The sequence below is a fragment of the Virgibacillus pantothenticus genome, assembly GCF_018075365.1.
GTDB classification, from domain to species: Bacteria; Bacillota; Bacilli; order Bacillales; family Amphibacillaceae; genus Virgibacillus; species Virgibacillus pantothenticus.
Window position 1 is genome coordinate 4,072,741 of sequence record NZ_CP073011.1, and the last position, 21,140, is coordinate 4,093,880.

22 protein-coding genes and 1 pseudogene are annotated in these 21,140 nt (G+C 37.1%); 12 read left to right on the forward strand and 11 right to left on the reverse strand.

Annotated elements, in window-relative coordinates:
- Positions 1 to 136: 136 nt before the first annotated feature.
- Positions 137 to 1,030 carry a diacylglycerol/lipid kinase family protein gene (locus KBP50_RS18985; protein ID WP_050351115.1) on the reverse strand — a complete coding sequence of 298 codons (894 nt, stop codon included), beginning with the start codon at positions 1,028 to 1,030 and terminating at the stop codon, positions 137 to 139.
- A gap of 547 nt (positions 1,031 to 1,577) precedes the next feature.
- Here KBP50_RS18985 and KBP50_RS18990 point away from each other — a divergent pair.
- The 5 genes from KBP50_RS18990 to KBP50_RS19010 all read left to right on the forward strand — a co-directional run bounded on the left by KBP50_RS18990 (position 1,578) and on the right by KBP50_RS19010 (position 6,717).
- Complete coding sequence (locus tag KBP50_RS18990) at positions 1,578 to 2,516, forward strand: phosphate/phosphite/phosphonate ABC transporter substrate-binding protein (protein ID WP_050351114.1); 939 nt, start codon at positions 1,578 to 1,580, stop codon at positions 2,514 to 2,516.
- Between the two features lie 161 nt (positions 2,517 to 2,677).
- The gene (gene phnC / locus KBP50_RS18995) at positions 2,678 to 3,454 is read left to right on the forward strand and encodes a phosphonate ABC transporter ATP-binding protein (protein ID WP_050351113.1); all 777 of its coding nucleotides are present in this window, start codon (positions 2,678 to 2,680) and stop codon (positions 3,452 to 3,454) included.
- Positions 3,448 to 4,266 carry a phosphonate ABC transporter, permease protein PhnE gene (gene phnE, locus KBP50_RS19000; RefSeq protein ID WP_373314186.1) on the forward strand — a complete coding sequence of 273 codons (819 nt, stop codon included), beginning with the start codon at positions 3,448 to 3,450 and terminating at the stop codon, positions 4,264 to 4,266. The genes phnC and phnE (KBP50_RS19000) overlap by 7 nt, the downstream gene beginning before the upstream one ends.
- A complete protein-coding gene (phnE, locus tag KBP50_RS19005) occupies positions 4,266 to 5,066 on the forward strand; it encodes a phosphonate ABC transporter, permease protein PhnE (RefSeq protein WP_050351111.1) in 801 nt (266 codons plus the stop codon). The genes phnE (KBP50_RS19000) and phnE (KBP50_RS19005) overlap by 1 nt, the downstream gene beginning before the upstream one ends.
- Positions 5,067 to 5,127: 61 nt before the next feature.
- Entirely contained in the window at positions 5,128 to 6,717 is a 1,590-nt protein-coding gene (locus KBP50_RS19010; RefSeq protein ID WP_050351110.1) for a bifunctional metallophosphatase/5'-nucleotidase, read from the forward strand.
- 514 nt (positions 6,718 to 7,231) lie between these two features.
- Here KBP50_RS19010 and KBP50_RS19015 read toward each other — a convergent pair.
- The 6 genes and pseudogenes from KBP50_RS19015 to KBP50_RS19040 form a co-directional block, all read right to left on the reverse strand.
- Positions 7,232 to 7,780, reverse strand: coding sequence for a PepSY domain-containing protein (locus tag KBP50_RS19015; protein ID WP_050351109.1), 549 nt, complete (start codon positions 7,778 to 7,780; stop codon positions 7,232 to 7,234).
- A 167-nt stretch (positions 7,781 to 7,947) separates the two neighbouring features.
- The gene (locus tag KBP50_RS19020; RefSeq protein ID WP_156875292.1) at positions 7,948 to 8,091 is read right to left on the reverse strand and encodes a hypothetical protein; all 144 of its coding nucleotides are present in this window, start codon (positions 8,089 to 8,091) and stop codon (positions 7,948 to 7,950) included.
- A gap of 136 nt (positions 8,092 to 8,227) precedes the next feature.
- On the reverse strand, positions 8,228 to 8,830 hold the full coding sequence (locus tag KBP50_RS19025; protein WP_050351108.1) for a PepSY domain-containing protein: 603 nt from the start codon (positions 8,828 to 8,830) through the stop codon (positions 8,228 to 8,230).
- A gap of 1,035 nt (positions 8,831 to 9,865) precedes the next feature.
- Positions 9,866 to 11,215 (reverse strand): sensor histidine kinase, encoded by a 1,350-nt coding sequence (locus KBP50_RS19030; RefSeq protein WP_050351107.1) that lies wholly within the window; start codon positions 11,213 to 11,215, stop codon positions 9,866 to 9,868.
- The gene (locus KBP50_RS19035; protein WP_050351106.1) at positions 11,212 to 11,904 is read right to left on the reverse strand and encodes a response regulator transcription factor; all 693 of its coding nucleotides are present in this window, start codon (positions 11,902 to 11,904) and stop codon (positions 11,212 to 11,214) included. Before KBP50_RS19035 ends, KBP50_RS19030 begins: the two co-directional genes overlap by 4 nt.
- Positions 11,905 to 12,057: 153 nt before the next feature.
- Positions 12,058 to 12,616, reverse strand: a pseudogene (locus tag KBP50_RS19040) (GNAT family N-acetyltransferase).
- Between the two features lie 128 nt (positions 12,617 to 12,744).
- On the opposite strand from KBP50_RS19040, the gene KBP50_RS19045 reads away from it, so the two are divergent.
- On the forward strand, positions 12,745 to 13,368 hold the full coding sequence (locus tag KBP50_RS19045) for a VOC family protein (RefSeq protein ID WP_050351105.1): 624 nt from the start codon (positions 12,745 to 12,747) through the stop codon (positions 13,366 to 13,368).
- A 128-nt stretch (positions 13,369 to 13,496) separates the two neighbouring features.
- On the opposite strand, the gene KBP50_RS19050 is transcribed toward KBP50_RS19045, so the two are convergent.
- The 3 genes from KBP50_RS19050 to KBP50_RS19060 form a co-directional block, all read right to left on the reverse strand.
- Positions 13,497 to 13,817 (reverse strand): thioredoxin family protein, encoded by a 321-nt coding sequence (locus tag KBP50_RS19050; protein ID WP_050351104.1) that lies wholly within the window; start codon positions 13,815 to 13,817, stop codon positions 13,497 to 13,499.
- A complete protein-coding gene (locus KBP50_RS19055) occupies positions 13,805 to 13,960 on the reverse strand; it encodes a hypothetical protein (RefSeq protein ID WP_157858451.1) in 156 nt (51 codons plus the stop codon). Before KBP50_RS19055 ends, KBP50_RS19050 begins: the two co-directional genes overlap by 13 nt.
- A gap of 70 nt (positions 13,961 to 14,030) precedes the next feature.
- Positions 14,031 to 14,843: a DUF368 domain-containing protein gene (locus KBP50_RS19060; protein ID WP_050351103.1), complete on the reverse strand. Its 813-nt coding sequence runs from the start codon at positions 14,841 to 14,843 to the stop codon at positions 14,031 to 14,033.
- A gap of 315 nt (positions 14,844 to 15,158) precedes the next feature.
- Between KBP50_RS19060 and KBP50_RS19065 the strand changes: the two genes are divergently transcribed.
- Entirely contained in the window at positions 15,159 to 15,494 is a 336-nt protein-coding gene (locus tag KBP50_RS19065; RefSeq protein WP_050351102.1) for a PadR family transcriptional regulator, read from the forward strand.
- A complete protein-coding gene (locus KBP50_RS19070; protein WP_050351101.1) occupies positions 15,491 to 16,180 on the forward strand; it encodes a DUF1129 family protein in 690 nt (229 codons plus the stop codon). The genes KBP50_RS19065 and KBP50_RS19070 overlap by 4 nt, the downstream gene beginning before the upstream one ends.
- A 244-nt stretch (positions 16,181 to 16,424) precedes the next feature.
- On the opposite strand, the gene KBP50_RS19075 is transcribed toward KBP50_RS19070, so the two are convergent.
- Positions 16,425 to 17,564, reverse strand: a complete 1,140-nt coding sequence (locus KBP50_RS19075; protein WP_050351100.1) for a CapA family protein — start codon at positions 17,562 to 17,564, stop codon at positions 16,425 to 16,427.
- 269 nt (positions 17,565 to 17,833) lie between these two features.
- Between KBP50_RS19075 and KBP50_RS19080 the strand changes: the two genes are divergently transcribed.
- The 4 genes from KBP50_RS19080 to KBP50_RS19095 all read left to right on the forward strand — a co-directional run bounded on the left by KBP50_RS19080 (position 17,834) and on the right by KBP50_RS19095 (position 20,819).
- Positions 17,834 to 17,992 carry a YfhE family protein gene (locus tag KBP50_RS19080; RefSeq protein ID WP_072741275.1) on the forward strand — a complete coding sequence of 53 codons (159 nt, stop codon included), beginning with the start codon at positions 17,834 to 17,836 and terminating at the stop codon, positions 17,990 to 17,992.
- A gap of 118 nt (positions 17,993 to 18,110) precedes the next feature.
- Entirely contained in the window at positions 18,111 to 19,028 is a 918-nt protein-coding gene (locus tag KBP50_RS19085) for an ABC transporter ATP-binding protein (protein ID WP_050351099.1), read from the forward strand.
- A gap of 1 nt (position 19,029) precedes the next feature.
- Positions 19,030 to 19,974, forward strand: a complete 945-nt coding sequence (locus KBP50_RS19090; RefSeq protein WP_306423712.1) for an ABC transporter permease — start codon at positions 19,030 to 19,032, stop codon at positions 19,972 to 19,974.
- A 665-nt stretch (positions 19,975 to 20,639) separates the two neighbouring features.
- A complete protein-coding gene (locus KBP50_RS19095; RefSeq protein WP_072741276.1) occupies positions 20,640 to 20,819 on the forward strand; it encodes a hypothetical protein in 180 nt (59 codons plus the stop codon).
- The last annotated feature ends 321 nt before the right edge of the window (positions 20,820 to 21,140 follow it).

Genomic DNA, 21,140 nt, shown 5'->3' on the forward strand with positions numbered 1-21,140 from the left:
CATTGTACGAAAATGGGCTGCAAAAGGATTCAAAAAGGTACCATTTTCTTCATTGAAAATAGGACGCACCCTAAAAAATAGAGTGAAATCTACCTTTCGGGGTGCAGTTTGGATCGGATCGTTCTTATGTGACAAATTATTTTGCTCGTATCATTTGTAAATGCTTTGGGAGCAACTCCACTTCAGTTGGCGTACCAGAAACAATTTCTCCATCCATGTCGGCTTCCTTTCGATCATCTGTCGTTACACATAAACGATCTGTTTGTATATACATCATTTCATTAAGCTCCTTTAACTTTGTATCTGGGTGGTCCATAGAAAATAACTCGCGGAAGAAAGCAAGATTTGAATTTTTTACAATCAGCACATCTAATTTCCCGTCATCAGGCTGTAAACTTGAAATTGGAAGCTCTTGCGTTCCTAAGTATCTTCCGTTTAACACAACAATCATTACTGCTTCACCTTGGACAGTTTGCTCGTCGGTTGTTATCGCATAAGAAAAGCTTTTAGCTTGCGTAATGGTTTTTAAAGTGCTCATAAAATAACTGAGGACGCCGAGGTATTTCTTTTGGTTGGGATCAATATTTTGCGAGGTTTCCGCAATTAATCCGATTCCCCAAAAGTTAAGAAAATATCTATCATCCGCTTTCCCTACATCTATATCAACAACATGTCCTTCTACAATTGCAGCGGCAGCTTTCTCTAGTTGCTGCGGTATATTTAGTACTCTGCTAAAATCATTACATGTCCCTCCAGGTAATATACCGACAATGGGCCGCTTTTTTAATGGAGAAATTGCATTAATACAAGCATGAACTGTACCATCTCCACCTAATATAAGCAGCAAGTCGACTTTTGCAGCATAACGTATACAAACTTTTTTGACTTCTTCAATGGATTCCGTTTGAACAATGTGCAATTGTTTAATGGCCAAAGATAATTTTGGAATTGCATACATTAATTTCCTTTGCATCTCCTCGTGATCAGCATTACCATTATATAGAAACAATGCTTCATCGTACTTGCTCATCCAACTTCCTCCATTCGTTTCGTGTAATTTTCCATTTCTATATAAAACCTCTTTTGAGACTTACGCTCGTTATTAAAAACTAATGTTCATATAGGAACAGGCGGGTTACGTGTGTTTCTTAAACCTTGGATCTGACTTGCAGGGGCGTTTACCGTGACAACATTTCGGATTCTACTGCCCATTACCATAATCATACATCTCTCCAACTAAATGTTCTCCTAAATGCCACAACTGATAGGATACTTCTCTACTAGTATTCCCCTACCAGTTCATTAAAAAACGTTACTGCACCGAAAAAGGAGTCATACAGGTGAAGCATTCATCCCAATTCGATGCTCATTCATTTATAGGATTCTGCTAAAATTCACAGCTTTTTCCTTTCATTCAATCTTTAAGGAGCATTCAAAAAACTTCTTTAAGAAATAAACCTATTTTTTATTAAATTAACGTAAACAATATAAATTTCATCTAGATATTTTCACTCAAATAGTATTTAATAAACATGTAAGCTTTTTTAAATTTATGGATATTTTTTAGGAGGGTCAAAATGAAGAAGTGGTACAGTCTTTTTATCGTCCTTGTCTTAGCACTTGTGCTTGTTGCCTGTGGCAAATCGGATGATTCAGAAGGGAAAGATAAAACAAGTGGCGATAGTGGGGAAAAAGGAAAAACACCAGATACGTTAGTTATGGGTTTTGTTCCTTCCCAAGATTCTGACACCATCGCAGATACAGTAAAGCCATTAGCAGATCGCTTAGGTGAGGAGTTAGGGATCAAAGTTCAAGGTAAAGTTATGACTAACTATAATGCACTTGTAGAAGCAATGGGGTCGAATCAAGTACAGATTGGATTTATCCCTGCTTTTGGTTACGTACTTGCTAACGAACAATACGATGTCAATGTTATTCTTAAGTCTGTTCGTCATGGTTCTGGTACATACAAAGCACAATACGTCGTACGTGCAGATTCCGGTATTGAATCTTTAAAAGACTTAGAAGGTAAAGTGTGGACGTATGCGGACAAAGGCTCTACTTCTGGTTACCTTTTCCCTGCATATCAAATGATGCAAGAATTTGGCTATGATTCTGGTACAGAATTAGAATCTGATTTCTTCAGCAACACGATTGCAGCAGGCGCACACGATAATGCAGCTATTTCTGTATATGAAGGAGATGCGGATGTAGCAACCACTTTTGATGATGTTCGTACAGAGCTGGAAAAAGAATATCCAGATGTAATGGATAAATTAAAAGTCATTGAATATACAGATGAAATTCCGAATGATACGATTTCTGTAACAAAAGAACTGGATGAAGAATTAGTGACAAAAATTAAGGAAGCCTTCCTATCCTTTAATGACGATAAAGAAATGATTAAAATCATGAATGAAGTATATAATTGGGATTCTATCGACGAAGCCTCAGACGAAGAATATGAGATTGTTAAAGAAACATATCAAAAATTCAAAGATGATATTGAACTATAAGTTATCATTCATAAGATTGGTTTAAGGCACGGTCAATAAGAAATGAAAAGAACCAAAGACATGTTACGCCATTTTCCTTGCTTTTTGAAAGGGGAGACTCATACTCTCCCTTTTTTCCACGTTTAAAGCAATCTATTTCTATGATGGGGGCAATACATAAAATGATTGAATTTAAAAACATTGGGCTCGTATACCCAAATGGAACGGAAGGTTTAAAAAACATTAATGTAACGATTAATGACGGTGAATTTGTTGTGATCGTGGGCCTCTCCGGTGCTGGAAAGTCCACATTTATTCGTAGTATTAATCGGCTTGTTACACCTACGAGTGGCAGTTTATCGATAGACAATGAAAATATTCTTGATTACAAAGGCAGCGATCTAAGAAAACTCCGAACTAGAATTGGGATGATTTTCCAAAATTACAACTTAGTTAAACGAACCAACGTTCTTAAAAATGTGTTAGCTGGACGCTTAGGACATACAGGGACACTGCGTTCCATATTAAACTTATATAAAAAAGAGGATATTGGCTTAGCCTATGAAAGTTTACAACGTGTTAATATTGGTGAGAAAATATATAACCGCGCAGATGAATTAAGTGGTGGACAACAACAGCGAGTAAGCATTGCACGTGTGCTTACACAGCAGCCAAAATATATTTTAGCGGACGAGCCTGTTGCTTCTTTAGACCCGCCTACTTCCCATCAAGTAATGACGTATTTAAAGAAAATCAATAAAGAAGACAATATTACAACGATCGTGAACCTTCACTTTATTGATATGGCTATGGAATATGCAGATCGCATTATCGGTATGCGTGCAGGAGAAATCGTATTTGATGGTCCTGTGTCCGATGTGACAGAGAAAACCTTTGAAGAAATTTATGGACGTGCCATACGTGAGGATGACTTACGTGGGGGGGCGAAAGAATCGTGACCAAACAAACAAAGCCGGAAGCTTTAAGAAAAACGCCTTCCATTTATCCCACAAAGACAAAACTGCAAATTACCATTATTTTCTTTATTGTGCTCGGTTTTTATTTATTCAGTATGGTTTGGACACAGCGGGAAATGGTTGGAGGGTTCGGTGATGCTCTAGCTAATATGTATACCGTTATCGAAAAATTCTTCCCTCCGAACTTGGAAGTTATCCCAAAGGTTTGGGGAGCAATGGCGCAAACTATTCAAATGGCGGTTATTGCTACTACGTTGGCAGCCATATTGACAGTTCCTTTAGCTTTATTATCAGCCCAAAATATAACCACATTTAAACCACTATATTTGATTACGAGAACGTTGTTAAATATCTTGCGTACGATTCCAGATTTAGTACTTGCTGTTATATTCGTTGGCTTATTTGGTGTCGGTCTTTTACCAGGTATTTTAGCATTATTTATTTTTTCCTTAGGGATTTTAGCTAAACTAATTAGTGAAACGATTGAGGCAGTCGATATGAACCCATTAGAAGCAATGCGTGCTTCAGGCGGGAATATTTTTCAAGTCATTTATTTTGGACTCATTCCGCAAGTTTTACCACAATTCACTTCCTTTGTGCTCTATGTATTTGAAATTAACATCCGGGCTTCTGTCGTTTTAGGTTTAGTGGGTGCCGGTGGTATTGGATTAGTTCTCGATCAGCAATTAGGTTTTTATAATTATCCAAACGCAATGGCGATTATTATTTTGATCTTTATTGTAGTCATTGTGATTGAATTCATAAGTAATAAACTAAGGGAGGCTCTAATCTAATGTCTACCTACTCTTCACCTCCTAAACAGCCGAAATCTACCTTTAAAAAAATAAAACGGATTTTGATCTTCTTAGTGATCGCAGCTATTTATATTTGGACATTTCTTGGTATTGAAATTGATTGGGGTAGAGCTTTTGAGCGGATGGCAAACAACTTCGATCGAGTCATTCCAAAGTTATTCAATCCGGATTGGACTGCAACAAGCGAAGTAGCTTTAAAAATATGGGAAACAGTACTCATTGCTTTTGCAGGTTCCTTAATGGCAGCTATTTTAGCTATCCCACTTGGGTTTTTAGCTGCACAAAACATGACAAGAAGCAAAATATTAACTGCTATCGGAAAATGGATCTTGTCTGCAGTACGTGCTTTCCCTGACATTATTCTAGCGATATTATTCGTTGTAGCAGTTGGACCGAATGCATTTGCTGGAGTCCTGGCAATCGCTATTGGTTCAACTGGCATGCTTGGGAAACTTTACTCAGAAGTTATTGAATCAATTGATATGAAAGTAATCGAAGCAATGGAAGCTAATGGAGCTAATAAAATTCAAATCCTTTTTTATGGTGTTATGCCACAAATCATTCCGGAATTCCTCTCCTACGCGATCTATCGTTTCGAAGTCGATATTAGAGCTTCATCCATTTTGGGTATCGTCGGAGCTGGTGGTATCGGAACAATGATTATTTTTGCTTCCAGCAACAGAAATTGGAATGAAATGGGATTAATTCTATTAGCGATTATTATTGTTGTTACAATTATTGATTTTATCTCCGCGCGTATTCGGCGCAAAATTGTATAGAGATTTTTCAAAGTCCCACAGACTGATTTGTGGGACTCTTCCCTATTTAGACATAGAAAGGATGCTTACATTGGAAAACAAGCCGGTTCATTTAACAATTGTTTATACAAGTGATATTCATGGACATATTATGCCTATTAACTATGGAACAAATGAAGAAGCAGCAAGCGGACTAGCACGATATGCAACTGCTGTCAAACAAATTCGTAGCACGAGTAATAATGTAATTGTTCTTGATAATGGAGACCTTATTCAAGGCACACCCCTAATGACATATTACGTAAAGCAGCGTGCTACTACGGACATCAACCCAATGATACAGACAATGAATCACATAGGGATTGATGCTGGTGTCATCGGAAATCATGAATTCAACTATGGGAAAACTATTTTACAAGCTGCTATCGAGCAATCGAATTTCCCTTGGCTCGCCGCAAACGTGATTGATGTGGAAACAAATGAACCCAAATACGGTCCTCCATATCTTATAAAAACGATTCAGGGTGGCATTAAAGTTGCGATTATAGGAGTCACTACACATTACATACCGAATTGGGAATCTCCAGAGCATATTTCGGGTATACGCTTTAACGACGCATTCGAAACGGTACAATCCTTGGTACCCTATGTGCGTCAAAATGAGAAACCCGATTTAGTCGTTGTATCCTATCATGGTGGATTTGAACGTGATATCGAAACAGGTGAAGCCACAGAAGCAATTACGGGAGAAAATCAAGGTCATGCAATGTGCCAAATCGACGGAATTGATGTGCTACTGACCGGTCACCAGCATCGTGAGCTTACCGGGAAAATAAATGATGTTTTGGTAATCCAGTCAGGAAATAATGGATCCTTTTACGGTAAGGTAGATGTTCAATTTACGAAAAGCACACACGGTTGGGAAGTTACCAATAAACAAGCGCATTTGCAGTCATTAGAACATACATCACCTGATGCAGATATTTTACATATGACTGAGAAGCTTGAAACATCAACCCAACAATGGCTCGATCAGCCGATAGGGTATATTAAAGGCGAGATGACAATTGATGATCCATTTCAAGTCCGTATCGACAAGCACCCTTTTATTGAATTCATTCAAAAAGTACAAATGGAAGCAAGTGGCGCAGATATTTCTGTTACTGCACTGTTAAACAATACTTCCAAAGGATTTACATCAACCGTTACGATGCGAGATGTCGTAGCAAATTATATGTATCCAAATACATTGGTCGTTTTGGAATTGCAAGGCAAGGATATAAAAGCAGCATTAGAAAAAAGTGCTGCTTATTTCACACTAGATGAGTCTGGCTCCATTATGGTTAATCCTGCGTTTGAAAAGCCGAAACCACAGCACTATAACTATGATATGTGGGAAGGGATTACATACACGATCAATGTGGCCAAACCGATTGGAGAAAGAGTGAAAGAATTACGCTACCACGGACAACCCATTTCTAAAGAAGGCAAATATCATGTCGTGTTAAATAACTACAGAGCTAATGGCGGAGGGGATTATACGATGTTTCAAAATAAACCTGTTGTCAAAGAAATTCAAAAGGATGCTGTGGAGTTGATCAGAGAGTATTTTGAAAGATATTCAACTATCGAGGCAACTGTAACCAAAAACTTCAAGGTGATCGCAGAATAATGTGAAACTTTATCAGCAGGAGTTTTGCTCCACCTCCTGCTGATAAAAAGCTAACATCTCACGCCCCCTTGAAAAAAACGTTTTTCTGCATGCGATGCGCCCTGATGTAGCTTTAGCTTTCATTCTCCTTGAAAAAGAAAAGCGCTTTTTCTGGATGTCACGCCTTCAGTGGTTGATATGGAGCTGGACGTGGCTATTCGGTTATTTCGTTATCCACAAGCACCTCATTTTCTACTTTTGTATGAAAAAGCAACTCTATTTAACTTATCTAACTCATTTATTTAGACAGTATTTTAAGAATCTAAACATTATAAAAAGGTTTTTTCATGTATAGATGGTGGCTCGAAATACCCGAGCCTGCTGGTTTCTTATTTTTCAGCAAAACCCAAGCACCATTTGCTTAGGTTTCTGTTAGGTTATTTTAAAGCTGCGGCAACACTTCTATTGAGTAGACCAATTTGAGTAATAATGTTAGCACATTTTCTGCAAATGAGTCATAGAACGTTCAAACTTTTTAGTCATCATCATTTTCCGTTTCAATTTCTTGCTTAAGAATATCTCCGTTTTTGGCATGAATCTCAAATTCCGCTTCTTTCTGTCCATTTCTAAGCTCTAATTCATAAACGAATTGATTGTCGTCTTCATCTAACTCAATACTGATAACTTCTCCTTTAAATTGCTTTTTAGCGATATTTTTTGCTTCTTCCATAGAAATAAGTTCTTCTTTTGCAACATTTACTTGTTCTATATCATCATTGTTGTTATCAGTTTGCTTGATTTCCTTTTTGTTTTCTTTTAAGACTTCACCAGTATCGCCATCAAGTGTTAAATCATATTCCGTTGTTTTATTTTGCACTTCGACTTCATATACCGCTTTGTTTAGATCTGTGTCTAATTCGAATTCAGTAATCTGTCCCTCATACTGTTCTTGCACCATACTCTTGATTTTATCACCATCTAGTTTCGGATTCGCCTCATCTGCATTAGAATAATAAACTCCAGAACCTAAGATTGCTGCACCTGCAATTGTTCCAATGATAATTCCTAATTTCTTTTTATTCATTTCCCTTCACTCCTTGTTTGTTGTTAGTTCTATCATAACCATAAGGAATAAGAGATTCTTGTGAACAAGATGAGAATTTGCTGAGAAAACTCCTATATCATGGATAGTAAACTCATGTTAAGGACTTGCATACACTGCAGAATTTGCTCTAGCTTGGTCAAATACTATTAGTGAATGAAAGTTACTTGATATTGCACATGCTCGTTTCTAAACACATACTGTTTGAACATAATTCCCTCAAAGTATAAATTTTCCTGCTTATAAGCATTGTTTACTTTCAGTTTAAATTCAATAGAAGATCGATTAGACATAAAAACTCCCCTTAAGGTGAACAGATTTTTATTTTTTACCTGTCTATCTTAAGGAGAGCATATCAGCATGCAGATTAGTTATGATTTTCGTAGTTAATTTTTTTGTAGAAATTTGGGCATTTAGTTTTATTCTAAGTTAGTCTTCTCGCTCAATCTCTGTAAACAATATTTCACCTGTAAAAGCATCAATGGTTATTTCGGCTTCATCTTCTCCATTTACAATTTTCACTTCATACACCAACCTGCCATCATCTTCATCTAGTTCCAATTCATCAAGAGATCCGGCAAATTTCTCTAAAGCCAATTCTGTTGCCTTTTCTTCGTTGATCACCACTTTTTTTTCCGCGTTCTTTTTTGAATTTTCTTTTGAAGTACGAGGCGATTCCTTGTTATCCGTTCCTTTTGCATCTTCTTTTCCTTGCTTTTCAGACACATGCTGATCTTCTTTATTCACTGAAGAGAGCTCTTTTAATTCTATAACATCTCCCGTTTTTCCATGAATCTTTATCTCATACTGCGTTCCTTGATGTTCTATACTGGCTATATAGTTGTTGTCGTTTTGGTCCTTTTGGATATCTCCATCTATTGTTCCAGGGTATTGGCTTGAGATAATTTTTTCAGCCTCAACTTTAGTAATGGCGGCTTTTGAAGCTGTACCTCCAAAGTAAAAAACACCAAAACCAATGAATGCTAGGGCTACGACACTTGCTGTTAAAATCCAAAGCTTTTTCTTGCTCACAGCCAACCCTCCCTTCCCATTTTACTTTAAGATACTTCATGAAGCTGAGAATATCCTGTTAGTTACATTAGAATTCGCTAAGAGTAGTTAGTTCTTCAAAGAGTGCACTAAAAACGCCACACATCAAATTTCTTCGTTGACTCGTTTCTACGTTCCTTTAGAAAAACTTGGCTTGTCGCCAAGTCTTATGGCGGAAGCCTTTGTTTTTCTTATACTATAAACCAAAAAAATCTTATACTTTCCTATAGTGGAACAAAGGCTCGGGGCACCCGTTTAGCAACGTAGCGAATGGAACGAATCAACTAAAGATAAAGGAATCATGCCACTAAAAACAGGGGTATGCCGACGCCTGAGCGGCAAGCCCGTTTTTAGTCGGCCTTCCTCTTTGTGACGAATCGATGATGCCTTATCGTAGAGCGCATTTCTAAAGTCGCATCGTTGCTGGGCTCATGCGCTGGACGTGGCTATTCAGTTATTTCGTTATCCACAAGCACCTCATTTTATGCTTTCTTATCTTATGGAAAAGGGGTTCCCCCTTTTCCTGCGTAAGAATGTGTTTCGTGGAAGCTTCAATAATGCTCCTGTATTAGTTTTGCACATAGGATCTTCTACTAAAAACCGCCCTTGTCCTGTGACGAGCGTAGTCAGTAACACGCACAAGCCCGCTACTTGAAACTTCGCCGCCGAACTCAGTCGCCCCAGACGCGCTAGTGTCGACGTTACAACAGGACATGGAAGGCTCCGCCAGCAATACATCGTACGTAAGGAAAAGTGTTTTTTTCTTTTTCAAGGACGCCCGCGATCATATCCAACCTCGATACTTTTTACCCTCTTTTGAACATGCACTAACATAGATTTTATAGAAAAACAAATGAGCACAACTCGATAATTGACATTGCTTCTGTATTTTTTAAACCTCTCATATAGAAGCTAGTTAGAACTTTCCACCATTAATTCTTGAAAAAATCGCTAATATTACTTTCCATTTCCTCCGATGGGCGTTAAGTGTTTATTAATTCTTTGTGAGTCACGCTTTTAAATGGGAAATTTTACGGTAAACGTTGATCCCTCTCCAACTGTACTCTGAACTGTGAGTTCACCTTGATGTTCTTTTACAATTGCCTTAGCGATAGATAAACCTAACCCTGTTCCACCAGTATCTCGACTTCTTGCCTTATCGACACGGTAAAATCGATCAAAAATCCGCGCCTGTTCTGACTCTGGTATACCAGCACCATAATCACGAACCTTTATTATTGCTAGCTTATCCCACACATCAAAGTCAACTTCAACGCGCTCTTCGCTATATTTCAATGCATTGTCAATCAAAATATAAATAACCTGCTCCAACTGATCTCGATTTCCTGAAAGGATCACAGCATCCACTGCATGGTTAGTAAATATAATCTCTCTTGTATACGCTCTTTGGAACGTCGTTACTGTTTCTTCTATTAAAGCAACTATATCCACCTGTTCCATCAAAGCATGATGTTTGTTTTTTGCTAAAGCCAACATTTGTTCAACTAATTTTCCCATTCGATCTGCTTCGGAATGAATTGCTTCAATCGACTCTTTAACAAGATGTGGATTATCAATCCCTCTTCGTTCCAAAAGCTGTGCATAACTTTTCACAATCGAAATAGGTGTCTTTAATTCATGGGAAGCGTCTGATACAAACGTCTCTTGTCTCTCAAAGTTATCTTTTAAATGATCCATCATTTCATTAAATGTCTTTTCCATTTCAAATAGTTCATCTTTGGACCGATTCTGAACATGAATCTTTTTCCAATTGGCTTCTTTCATATTTTCCCGCATCGTTTGAATTAATGATTTTATTGGATTTAATAAAAAACGACTCAACACATTTCCACCGATAATAATGGGCACTAACATAAAAATGGTTGCAATCAAAAGTACGGTAAATAAAGTTTTCATCGTACTATCCAAATTTGTTAATTGATTGGAAACTTGGATCGTCACAACTTCCCCTGCTCGCTCACCTGCCCCCCATATAATCGGCTTCGATATAACAGCAACAGCTGGTTCACTATCCTGTTGGATGACATTTTGGGATTCGTTGGAACTAAATTCAAGTGGAATATCGTATTGGGCCGCTTGTTGGGCAGAAAAAAATATAGTACCATCTTGATCTACCACCCTTATCATTCCTTCAGGTGGTGAAAAAGATCGAAATAACTCGTTGGAAATAACATCTGGTTGATCATTCATGACTTTCACTAAACGCTCTGTTTGATCAGCCAGATCCTGTAACTGTCCATCTGCAGATACTTTATAAAATAACATATAAATAGCTGTATTTATGATTAAAGTAAGAATGAGCATAAATATGCCGGAAAATAGTTGGATTTTTGTCCTTAGTTTCATGTGTCCAAATCCTTTATCGTATAGCCTACACCACGAACGGTTCGGATATACGCTCGTTCGTATCCCTTATCTATTTTTTGCCGTAAGTAACGGATGTAAACATCTACTACATTCGTATCTCCATAATAATCAAAGCCCCACACTTGTTCAATTAGTTTCTCACGGGTCAATACAATATTTTTATTCTTTAATAAGCAGACTAGCAAATCAAATTCTCGTGGTGTTAACTCGATTTGTTTCTCTCCTCGCTTCACTTCTCTGCTTTTTACGTGTACATATAAGTCGCCAATGCCAATATTCTCATCTTCTACTTGCTTTTTAATCGGATTACGTAAATGTACGCGAATCCGCGCTAATAATTCCTCAATCTGAAATGGTTTGGTAATATAATCATTTGCTCCGAGATCCAGACCACTGACTTTATCATGCACTTGATCCCTGGCGGTCAATAGCAAGATCGGGGTCGTTTCATCTGACCTTCTCACTCTGCGCAATACTTCCAAACCACTTAATTCTGGTAGCATAATATCAAGCAATACTAAGTCCCATTCATTTTGTTCTATTTGTGTTAAAGCTTCTTTCCCATCAAAAGCTACTTCCGTTGCGTAATTTTCATACTCCAATTCTAATTGTAGAACCCTACTTAACTTTTTTTCATCTTCAACAATTAATATACGTGGCTTTTCCATTTTTACACCTGCTTTTCATTATTCCAATGTTCTCGCTTCGATGCGCGACTTTTACGCTCAGTACACCCACCCTTTTTACATAGAACAAAATTCTTCTAATGATTATTCTTTCTTTTAACATATCAAAGGATAGCCAAATCGTCTGCTAATAATTTAATTTAGCATCACACAAGTATTACGTAAGCTCAGCCCGTCTACGCTTCTGGAATCATGGTAATGAATACCTTCTAATTCGAAGCCTAATTTTTTAGGAATTGCCCGACTACGATAATTCTCTTCATCACAGCGTATTTCTACGCGCTTCGCTCCCAATTCCTCAAAAGCAAATTTGGTCAGAGCTTCTACTGCCTCGGAAATAATTCCTTTTCCTTGCTGTCTTGTATCCACCCAGTATTCAATTTCAAATTTGGGTCCTTTCCAATTAATACGATGCAACCCTGTGCAGCCGAGAAAAGCTTTGGTATGTTTATCAAATATATGAAAGCGCAAATCTTCTTTTTGTAGAAATTGAATCTGTGCTTCGCGAACGTTTGCTTCCGTTTCTTCTAATGTTTGTTCGTTTTGAGCAAAGGGAAGCCATTGTTTTAGTTCTGATTGTCTCAACTGAATAGCTTCATGAACAGCTTTTCCATCCCCTGGAAGTGGTAAACGAATCAGTAACCTTTTTTGTATGAATTTCATGTGGGAATTCCTTTAATACTGGATAGCCCACGGCTACTCCTCCTTTTATGGTATATTTTTTTCTATTATACTTAGTTATAGAGAATATTCAATGACCTAATAAGAAATGCAACGGCAACGCTTGTAACGCCAATCTGGTAATCAAGAGGAGGTATTTTCATGCTCGCATTAGATCATATTGTTATCGCAGCCAAAGATCCTCAAGAAGCAGCAAAGCAATTTTCCCTTCAACATAACGTACAGACTATTTCAGGAGGAAAGCATAAAAATTGGGGGACGTTTAATCACCTAGCTTATTTTTCTAATGATTGCTATGTGGAGTGGCTCGGTATCTTTGATGAGGAAATAGCGAATGAAGCCAGTAATCCACTAATCCACCAGCTCGTTCAGTCGCTCCGTGCAGGTGAAGAAGGTCCTATACAATTTGCATTCCGCACCAGCCACATGGAACAGCTCATTCAGTATTTCGAACAAGCCTCTATCCCAGCTATAGGACCTATACCGGGAAAACGGCACAGACCTGATGGCAGTAACCTGACTTGGAAAATGTTGTTTCCTCAGGGGAAGCGCCCGCTTCCGTTCCTTATCGAGTGGGGAGAAGGGTATCATGTAGCAAAGAATAAATCATTTATAAATAGCCAAATCATTGCCCAAGTAAAGACAAACTTACCCGTACATCTCATTTCTTCTCATTATAAACTTGCGGCTGAACCAACATTAACGTTAGCCAATACAGAATTGCTTTTAAATGAACATAGCACGTTATCTTTTGCGTTACGTTAATAAATGTTAAATTCTGCTACTTATTCATCCAATCAACAAAGAAAAACTCTTTTCTTCAATTGGAGCATTTTATCACTACACAGATTAAAAAAGAGGCTATTGTCCATTTGCAATAGCCTCCACTTTGATTAGCCTAGTTGTTGATGAAGAAATTCACTGACAGATTCCGGCGTTTTCGTATAAGCACTATGCTGATGTGCTATTTTCTCCCCATTTTGAAATAGGAGTATACTTGGAATTCCCATGACATCATATTTTTCTGCAATTCCTTTTACTTCATCGCTGTTGATTTCATACCATTGATATTGTTTAAATTCATCCACAATGTCGCCAATAAACATGTCCAATCGCTTGCAATCTGGACACCAATCAGCAAAAAATTTAATAATTACAGGTTTGTCACTTTTGATTGCTTCATGAAAAGCTGCTTCTGTTGTTAGACGTTCCATGCTCTTTCTCCTTCCATAACCAATGTTTTTCCCGCACCTAATGTACCATGATAAATCTCCCGCTTAGACCTAAAGGGAGTTAACACTACTCCCATACCCAATTCTTCAAAGGTCTTTCTATCATACTCTTGCGATACTAACATTCTAATTAGATGAAGTTTCCCTTTATTGTAGTGATTCTTGTCACATTTGTCTTATTATCTGCTTACGCTTTTAGACATATTCAACCCTTCCTAATATGTAAGCAGCAGCAAGTCCAGCAGCAAAAGCCGCAATACTAAGTAAGCCTAGATTAAATGAGGCAGGCCAGCCTGGGAACACGACAAAAATGGAACCAATAACCATCCCAATAATTATCGCTAATGTAGCTGTTGTATAACGGGTTAAAAAGAAATTAACGACTTTACTCATGAATACAAGCCCAATAACAATACCTACTCCGGTAACAGCTATAACATCTAAGCGAAAATTACTAACGGCACTAATAACGGTAGGATAAACGCCAATAATAAGTAGCAAAAATGAACCGCTAATGCCTGGCAATATCATAGCGGCACTAGCAATAACCCCTGAACCAAACAGCAATAAATAAGTGGACATGTCCATTTCGGTAATCACTTTTGGCTCTCCTTCATTTAAAAATAACATGGAGCCAACGAGAACCATCCCTATCACTAATAACAAAATATGATTTGCTTTAAATGTTTTTCTAGCATTTGCTTTATAAAACAAATAAGGCAATATCCCAATAATTAACCCTAAAAAAAAGAACTGCGTTGGTCCAGGATAATGTGCAAATAACCATTCAATTGCATGACTCAATAACAATATTGCAATAACAACGCCTATTCCCAATGGGACTAAAAAGCCTAGTTGTTTCTTCCAATCCTTGCTTAAAAATCCATTTATCGCTGCAATTAATCGGTCATATATACCTAATAATACTGCAATGGTCCCCCCGCTTACACCCGGGATCACATCACTTGCTCCCATTAGCATACCTCTATAAATATTTTTCCATTCCATGTTGTTTTATCACCTTTCATACTTCATCAATTTTTCTACTAAACTCGCAAGTGCAAGCAAGCAGTATATAAACCTTTTCGTATTACAATCTACTTCACATTTATCCGGTAAAAAACCTATTCGTTTTGCCTAACGCATATGCTACTAGTTTATTTTTAAAAATTACTCGTTCATGTAAACACGGATAAAATTATCATACCAAAAAATGCTTGTGTTTTATAGAAAAAAATTGTAAAGTATTTGTATAAGCTACTTTGTATAACAAGGTAGCTAATTTAAAATTCACTATCATGTTATACAAGGTAGGTTAAGATTATGTCTTTGCGTAGTCAAATGTTAAAAGGGATTTTAGAAGGATGTATTTTATCCATCATTCAGCAACAACCTACATACGGTTATGAAATTTCCGTTATTTTAAAGGAATATGGTCTGGAAAACATTAGTGAGGGTTCCATTTATCCTATCCTGTTGCGATTACAAAAGGAAAAATTAATTATCGGTGAAATGAAGAAATCAGAATCTGGACCAAAACGAAAATATTACCAATTAACCGAAGACGGAAACGAAGCGCTAAAGGAATTTTATTTACAATGGGACGCAATCAAAAATCCCGTTGATAAAATTGTCAACCAAGGAGGTTATGATGTATGAATGCAAGTGCACTAATTGAATTAAATAACGAAAAGCGTACACATTTAAATGAAGCAAATTTGGCTTATTATGAAAACATGCTTATTTATATCCGTTCGGCTAGTAATAAGTCAGAACAACAGACAGAGGAACTGCTTTTGGAACTATTAGAACATTTACTGCAAGCACAGTCAGAAGGTAAAAATGCAACCGATATTTTTGGGTCGAACCCAAAAGCGTATTGCGAGGAGCTCATTCAAGAACTCCCGAAAGAAAAACAAAAGCCCCGTTTATTGTTCGTAGCTCAAATTTCTTTCCAGACAATCGGTTTTTTGAGCCTTATCTATGGAATTATTGGCTTAACAATGTATTATTTCTTTCAGATTGGAGCAGCAGTAAGTTCATTTTATCCAGCATCCATATTTGTAATGTTGGTATGCTATCTCATTATCCTCTATCTATTTATTAAAACCGTCTTCTGGTGGTTAAAACGATCCACGTTTGCCGGAAAACAGACCAATAAGTGGATCGAATTTATCCAAGCTTGGCTCGGATTGTCAGCGTTTATTACATTATTTGTTGTTATTATGCGATTCACACCAAGATTTGGACCGGTAATGCAGATTCCAACAGCTGTATTTATTGGCTTTTCTCTTATTTTTTATTTTATTGCTTATCTGATAAAAAGAAAAGAACAACACGGGTAAGTTATTTTTCTCTTTGAAATGAAAAGGAGCTGCTATGTGACCTAGCAGCTCCTTTCGACATGACCGATGCTGACTTATTGGAGGGCGCATTTCTAAAGTCGCAACGTTGCTGGCGCTTGCGCCGAACGTGGCTATTCGGTTATTTCGTTATTATCAAGCACCTCATTCTATGCTTTCTTATCTTACGAAGAAAGACTGAGCGTCCTTTAATCGTGAAATAAGCTGGTCTCTTATCCCCTTCCGTTTACGGTTCCATAATCTCTAATTCTGGCAACCATTTCTTCATATGCGCTGTTATCTCTTTATAATAGTTTTTCGCACCATTTAAATCATTATTGGTTATATTTTTTAATGGAATGACTTGATAATCGGCTTCATTCTTATATTTAACAAATGTCGGCAAAAATGCTGGCTTCTCAAGTTTGATTTCTTCATTCTCATTTTTCGTTATGGTAAACTTCAATATACCGCCAAATCGTCGATAGAGTTCATCTTGACCTGATAAGAAGTTTCCTAAAGAATAAGCAACAAAGGTCCGATTCCCTTTTTTCCCTTTTACCCATGCTACAGGTTGCAGCACATGTGGATGATGTCCGATTACTGCATGAACACCTTGATCAGCCGCAAATTGCGCTAAATCCTTTTGTTCCTTATTTGGTAACATTTGATATTCAGTGCCAAAATGCAAATTAAGAATGACAACATCTGCTTGCTGTTTCGCTTTTTTTATTTCTGTAGCCATCCGCTCCTTGTTTATTAAATTTACTAAATAGGGCTTCCCTTCAGGAACAGGGATTCCATTCGTTCCATATGTGTATGCAAGAAATGCTACATCAATGCCTTCCTTAGTTCGATAAACTCGCAAAGTAGCTTGGTCTGCTTCGTTTTTATAAGCTCCTGTATACATCATATCAATCTGTTCCCAATGCTCTATTGCTCGTTGAATAGCTTTTTCTCCTCTATCAAGCGTATGGTTGTTCGCTATCGTTACTACATCAACTCCAGCAGCTTTTAAAGCGTCACCTACAGCGAATGGGCTGTTGAAGGCTGGATACGAGGACAAGCCCAGCTCCTCTCCCCCTATCATCGTTTCCTGGTTTGCAACTGTAACCGTTGCTTCCTCCAAATACGGTTTCACTTCTTTAAGCATTGGAGTAAAATTATAACCAGTTTCTGTTTTTGCATCTTCATAAACTTGGCTATGAATAAGCATATCCCCAATTGCAGCAATGGTGATTTCCTGTTTAGGGGGTTCTTTTTCATCTACAGTTGTTTCTCTTACCTCATGCCGTTTTGGTTCTTTTGTCGAATTATTACTACACCCTACAAGCATACTAAAGCCGATCAAGATGATACATATAACTGCAATAAAATGTCGGTTCATTTCTTCTGCTCCTTTTGCATAACTCTAGCTGTTTATATTTTTCTCTTCAAAAGTTTGATTATAACGTGATCACCGTTAAGGCTCAGCTTACATTCTTACCACATTATAACGCATATTATCTTTTCATGTTTGATTTTTTTCGTAAGAGGGAATGGCTATATATAAGTTCAAAAAAGACCCCCTAGGAGCTGAACAACAGCTTAGATACATGAATAAAACAAAGACGCTATGTCTATTTTTGAACAACATCTAAAGAAAGGATTTTTTACATGCGAAAAACGCAGTATCAACCAACTAAAAACAAACAGCTGACAGATGCGCAAGAAATCCACTATGGCAAAGACTTCAAACAAGCTGACATCGCTGGCGGATATCGGCAGCCACGCGTAAAAGAAGCAAAATACAATAATCCTGACCTAAAAAATTAAACTTTTTTACATGTTCCCCAATTTGTTCAACTACTTTTTGAGCAAATTGGGGGTTTTTTGAAACAAATTTGTCACTTCTACCGTAGTACTATTAATCAATTTAATTGGAGGTTACATAATGTCTTCAGCTGCAATGGAATTAGTCAATTTAAAAAAGAAAATTGGCAAAAAAGAAATTATTAAAGGCTTGTCCTTTTCCATCCCTAAAGGAGAAGTGTTTGGATTTATTGGGCCAAATGGGGCTGGTAAAACGACCACCATCCGTATGATGGTTGGATTAATGAGCATAACAGAAGGAGATGTCATTATCCAGGGAAACAGCATTAAAAGCAATTTTAAACATGCTGTGCGCGAAGTTGGCGCCATTGTCGAAAACCCAGAAATGTACCCGTTTTTAACTGGTTGGCAAAACTTAAAACACTACGCCCGGATGATGCCAGGAGTAACAACAGAACGAATACATGAAGTCGTCAAGCTCATTGGTCTTGAAAAAGCAATTAATGAAAAGGTTGGAAGATATTCATTAGGAATGCGTCAACGGCTTGGAATTGCTCAGGCACTCTTACATAATCCATCTGTATTAATATTAGACGAACCAACAAACGGATTAGACCCAGCTGGAATTCGCGAAATTCGCGACCATATTCGGAAGCTAGCAAAAGAAGAAAATGTTGCTATTATCATCTCCAGTCACTTGCTTTCTGAGATTGAACAAATGTGTGACCGAATTGGCGTAATTAAAAACGGAGAAATCATTAAAATTCAAAACGTCGGTGAAGAAACAAAAGAAGAAGAAGTAATTCACCATGCTGAGGTTATACCAATGGATAAGGCAATGAAAATCTTAAATGAAGATTTCCAGCTGGAATCCGTTGAGCTTGATGGTAATTTATCTTTCCGCTGTAAAAAAGAGCAAGTTCCGGAAATTATTAAAAAATTAGTAGAAAATGAATGTCAGATTTATCAAGTCAATGTTGCAAAAGGTACACTAGAAGATCAATTCTTTGAACTGATTGGAGAGAATACGATTGAGTAGAATGTTAAAACTAATTCAAAATGAACAAGGGAAAATCTTTATTCGTAAATCAACATGGATCATGTATATTATCTTAGCCGTGCTTATATTTGGTAATGCTCTTTTAACCAATAGCTTTGATGGTCTAAAGAAGGACTACCAAGGTGACGATTGGCGCCAAGTATTGGAAGAAGAAAATAAAGAACTGCAGAAAGAAATGGAAGAAGTGGAAGGTTTTGAAGACTACAACAATTCCCTTATTGCCAAAAATAATTATTACTTGGAAAATGATATTCAACCTGCCCCTTATACAGCTTGGACTTTTGTTGAAGAAAACATAAATTTTCTATCAATTGTTAGTTTATTAACCATTATTATTGCAGCAGGAATAGTTGCCAATGAGTTCAGATGGGGTACGATTAAATTATTATTAATTCGTCCAATTAGCAGAAGTGGCATCTTATTATCCAAATATATTACCGTCTTACTATTCGCCCTTTATACAGCCATATTTACACTCGTTTTAATGTGGATTTTTGGAGCAATCTTCTTTGGTATTGGCGACTTGAACCCTTCTATTGTTGTGGAAGGAGAAGATGGTTTTAAAACTGTATCACTAGTAGCTAATGTATTTACTAGCTTTGGTTTCAAACTTGTGAACCTTGTAATGATGGCTACGTTTGCGTTTATGATCTCTGCTGTCTTCCGTAATAGTTCATTAGCAATTGGTATTGCTATCTTCCTAATGATGGGCGGTAGCTCTATTGTTACATTCTTTGCTGATAAAGAATGGGCTAAATATATTTTGTTCGCTCACACGGACTTAAGTCAATATATGGATGGAAACTTTCTAATGCTTGAAGATAATACGATGGGCTTTTCTATAACTGTATTAGTTGTATATTACGCCATTTTCATGTTATTGTCATGGATTGTTTTCACAAAGCGCGACGTTGCTGGTCAATAATCCTAATTAAATAATTGTGCTAGATAATTTGAGACAAATTTATAATCCCATATCAATGATATGGGATTATTTATGGCTTCAATGAATATTTTATTAATGGTTAAAAATGTTCCTCAAGAGAAGCTTTCTTCTCTCAACTATGCATAATTGAATCTTACCAACGCTAGTTTGCATCTTCGAACCAGTTATTTAGATCTCATATTCTTGTTATTAAACACTTTCGTATTCAACATGGATACAATCAAATTCGCATCTTGCAGCACTATACTGGCTTGTCCCCCTATTCATTGTCGATTTTTCCGTGCTACAATATACATATAAATGCTATTTTTGCTAAGTATCTATTATAATGGATGTTTAAGGGACCAGATATTCATGAGATTAGCGTTGCAGTAGCACTTTTCTTCCTACTCAAGAAGGATGGAGGGATTAATTCCTAGTTCCACATACATAACTAGTATAAAATGAATTCTTCAATCAGGTGAGAGGGGGCTTTTATCCCCGCTGTTGTTATTACCGTAATGGGATGACCTAAACTGGACGAATGGAGCGTTTAGATGCTCGCTTATATCCCACTTAGGTTTGTTTCCATTCTTAAATGGAAGACCTTATAAAACTTATATACGGGATAAAATAGACTGAAGTTTGCATTCGAGGTGTTGTTCGTGAAGCGTTACTTAACAGTATTATTTATTGGCTTAAGTGCAGTTATATTAGTAGTTGGTTTAAGAACAAACACGCAGTGGAGTGGTGTTGTTTCGTGGGGGCTTTCGTTTATTTTTCTTATATGTGCTGCCTATTCTACAAAATACATACCTAACGATGATGAAGAAAGCCACGAATAATACAGCATATCATAAAGTGAATCTTCAATCAGTGGGGGTTTTCATTCATCCACCACCAATTGTTATACCGAAATGGTATAACCTAAAGGCCTGTTAAGAAGTAGAGCATTTTAGATGCTGTTATCTCCCACTTAGACTTAGGCTGTAGTGCAGTATCCAACTCCTGAAGTGGGAGTCTTACAGCAACTTAATGTACGGGATAAAGAAGAAAAATTCAAACACTCACTCACTTACTAGTATACAAACAAGAGATGAATATAGTGAATGTGTTAATGAGAATTTTATAATTTTCAAACCAGTCAAAAAAGCAGACGTTTATAT

Excerpts from the sequence above, each read along its gene's own strand:
- KBP50_RS18985 (WP_050351115.1), bottom strand. The coding sequence starts at position 1,030 with ATGAGCAAGTACGATGAAGCATTGTTTCTATATAATGGTAATGCTGAT.
- KBP50_RS18990 (WP_050351114.1), top strand. The coding sequence starts at position 1,578 with ATGAAGAAGTGGTACAGTCTTTTTATCGTCCTTGTCTTAGCACTTGTG.
- phnC (WP_050351113.1), top strand. The coding sequence starts at position 2,678 with ATGATTGAATTTAAAAACATTGGGCTCGTATACCCAAATGGAACGGAA.
- phnE (WP_050351111.1), top strand. The coding sequence starts at position 4,266 with ATGTCTACCTACTCTTCACCTCCTAAACAGCCGAAATCTACCTTTAAA.
- KBP50_RS19010 (WP_050351110.1), top strand. The coding sequence starts at position 5,128 with ATGCTTACATTGGAAAACAAGCCGGTTCATTTAACAATTGTTTATACA.
- KBP50_RS19015 (WP_050351109.1), bottom strand. The coding sequence starts at position 7,780 with ATGAATAAAAAGAAATTAGGAATTATCATTGGAACAATTGCAGGTGCA.
- KBP50_RS19020 (WP_156875292.1), bottom strand. The coding sequence starts at position 8,091 with ATGTCTAATCGATCTTCTATTGAATTTAAACTGAAAGTAAACAATGCT.
- KBP50_RS19030 (WP_050351107.1), bottom strand. The coding sequence starts at position 11,215 with ATGAAACTAAGGACAAAAATCCAACTATTTTCCGGCATATTTATGCTC.
- KBP50_RS19035 (WP_050351106.1), bottom strand. The coding sequence starts at position 11,904 with ATGGAAAAGCCACGTATATTAATTGTTGAAGATGAAAAAAAGTTAAGT.
- KBP50_RS19045 (WP_050351105.1), top strand. The coding sequence starts at position 12,745 with ATGCTCGCATTAGATCATATTGTTATCGCAGCCAAAGATCCTCAAGAA.
- KBP50_RS19050 (WP_050351104.1), bottom strand. The coding sequence starts at position 13,817 with ATGGAACGTCTAACAACAGAAGCAGCTTTTCATGAAGCAATCAAAAGT.
- KBP50_RS19055 (WP_157858451.1), bottom strand. The coding sequence starts at position 13,960 with ATGTTAGTATCGCAAGAGTATGATAGAAAGACCTTTGAAGAATTGGGT.
- KBP50_RS19060 (WP_050351103.1), bottom strand. The coding sequence starts at position 14,843 with ATGGAATGGAAAAATATTTATAGAGGTATGCTAATGGGAGCAAGTGAT.
- KBP50_RS19065 (WP_050351102.1), top strand. The coding sequence starts at position 15,159 with ATGTCTTTGCGTAGTCAAATGTTAAAAGGGATTTTAGAAGGATGTATT.
- KBP50_RS19070 (WP_050351101.1), top strand. The coding sequence starts at position 15,491 with ATGAATGCAAGTGCACTAATTGAATTAAATAACGAAAAGCGTACACAT.
- KBP50_RS19075 (WP_050351100.1), bottom strand. The coding sequence starts at position 17,564 with ATGAACCGACATTTTATTGCAGTTATATGTATCATCTTGATCGGCTTT.
- KBP50_RS19080 (WP_072741275.1), top strand. The coding sequence starts at position 17,834 with ATGCGAAAAACGCAGTATCAACCAACTAAAAACAAACAGCTGACAGAT.
- KBP50_RS19085 (WP_050351099.1), top strand. The coding sequence starts at position 18,111 with ATGTCTTCAGCTGCAATGGAATTAGTCAATTTAAAAAAGAAAATTGGC.
- KBP50_RS19090 (WP_306423712.1), top strand. The coding sequence starts at position 19,030 with ATGTTAAAACTAATTCAAAATGAACAAGGGAAAATCTTTATTCGTAAA.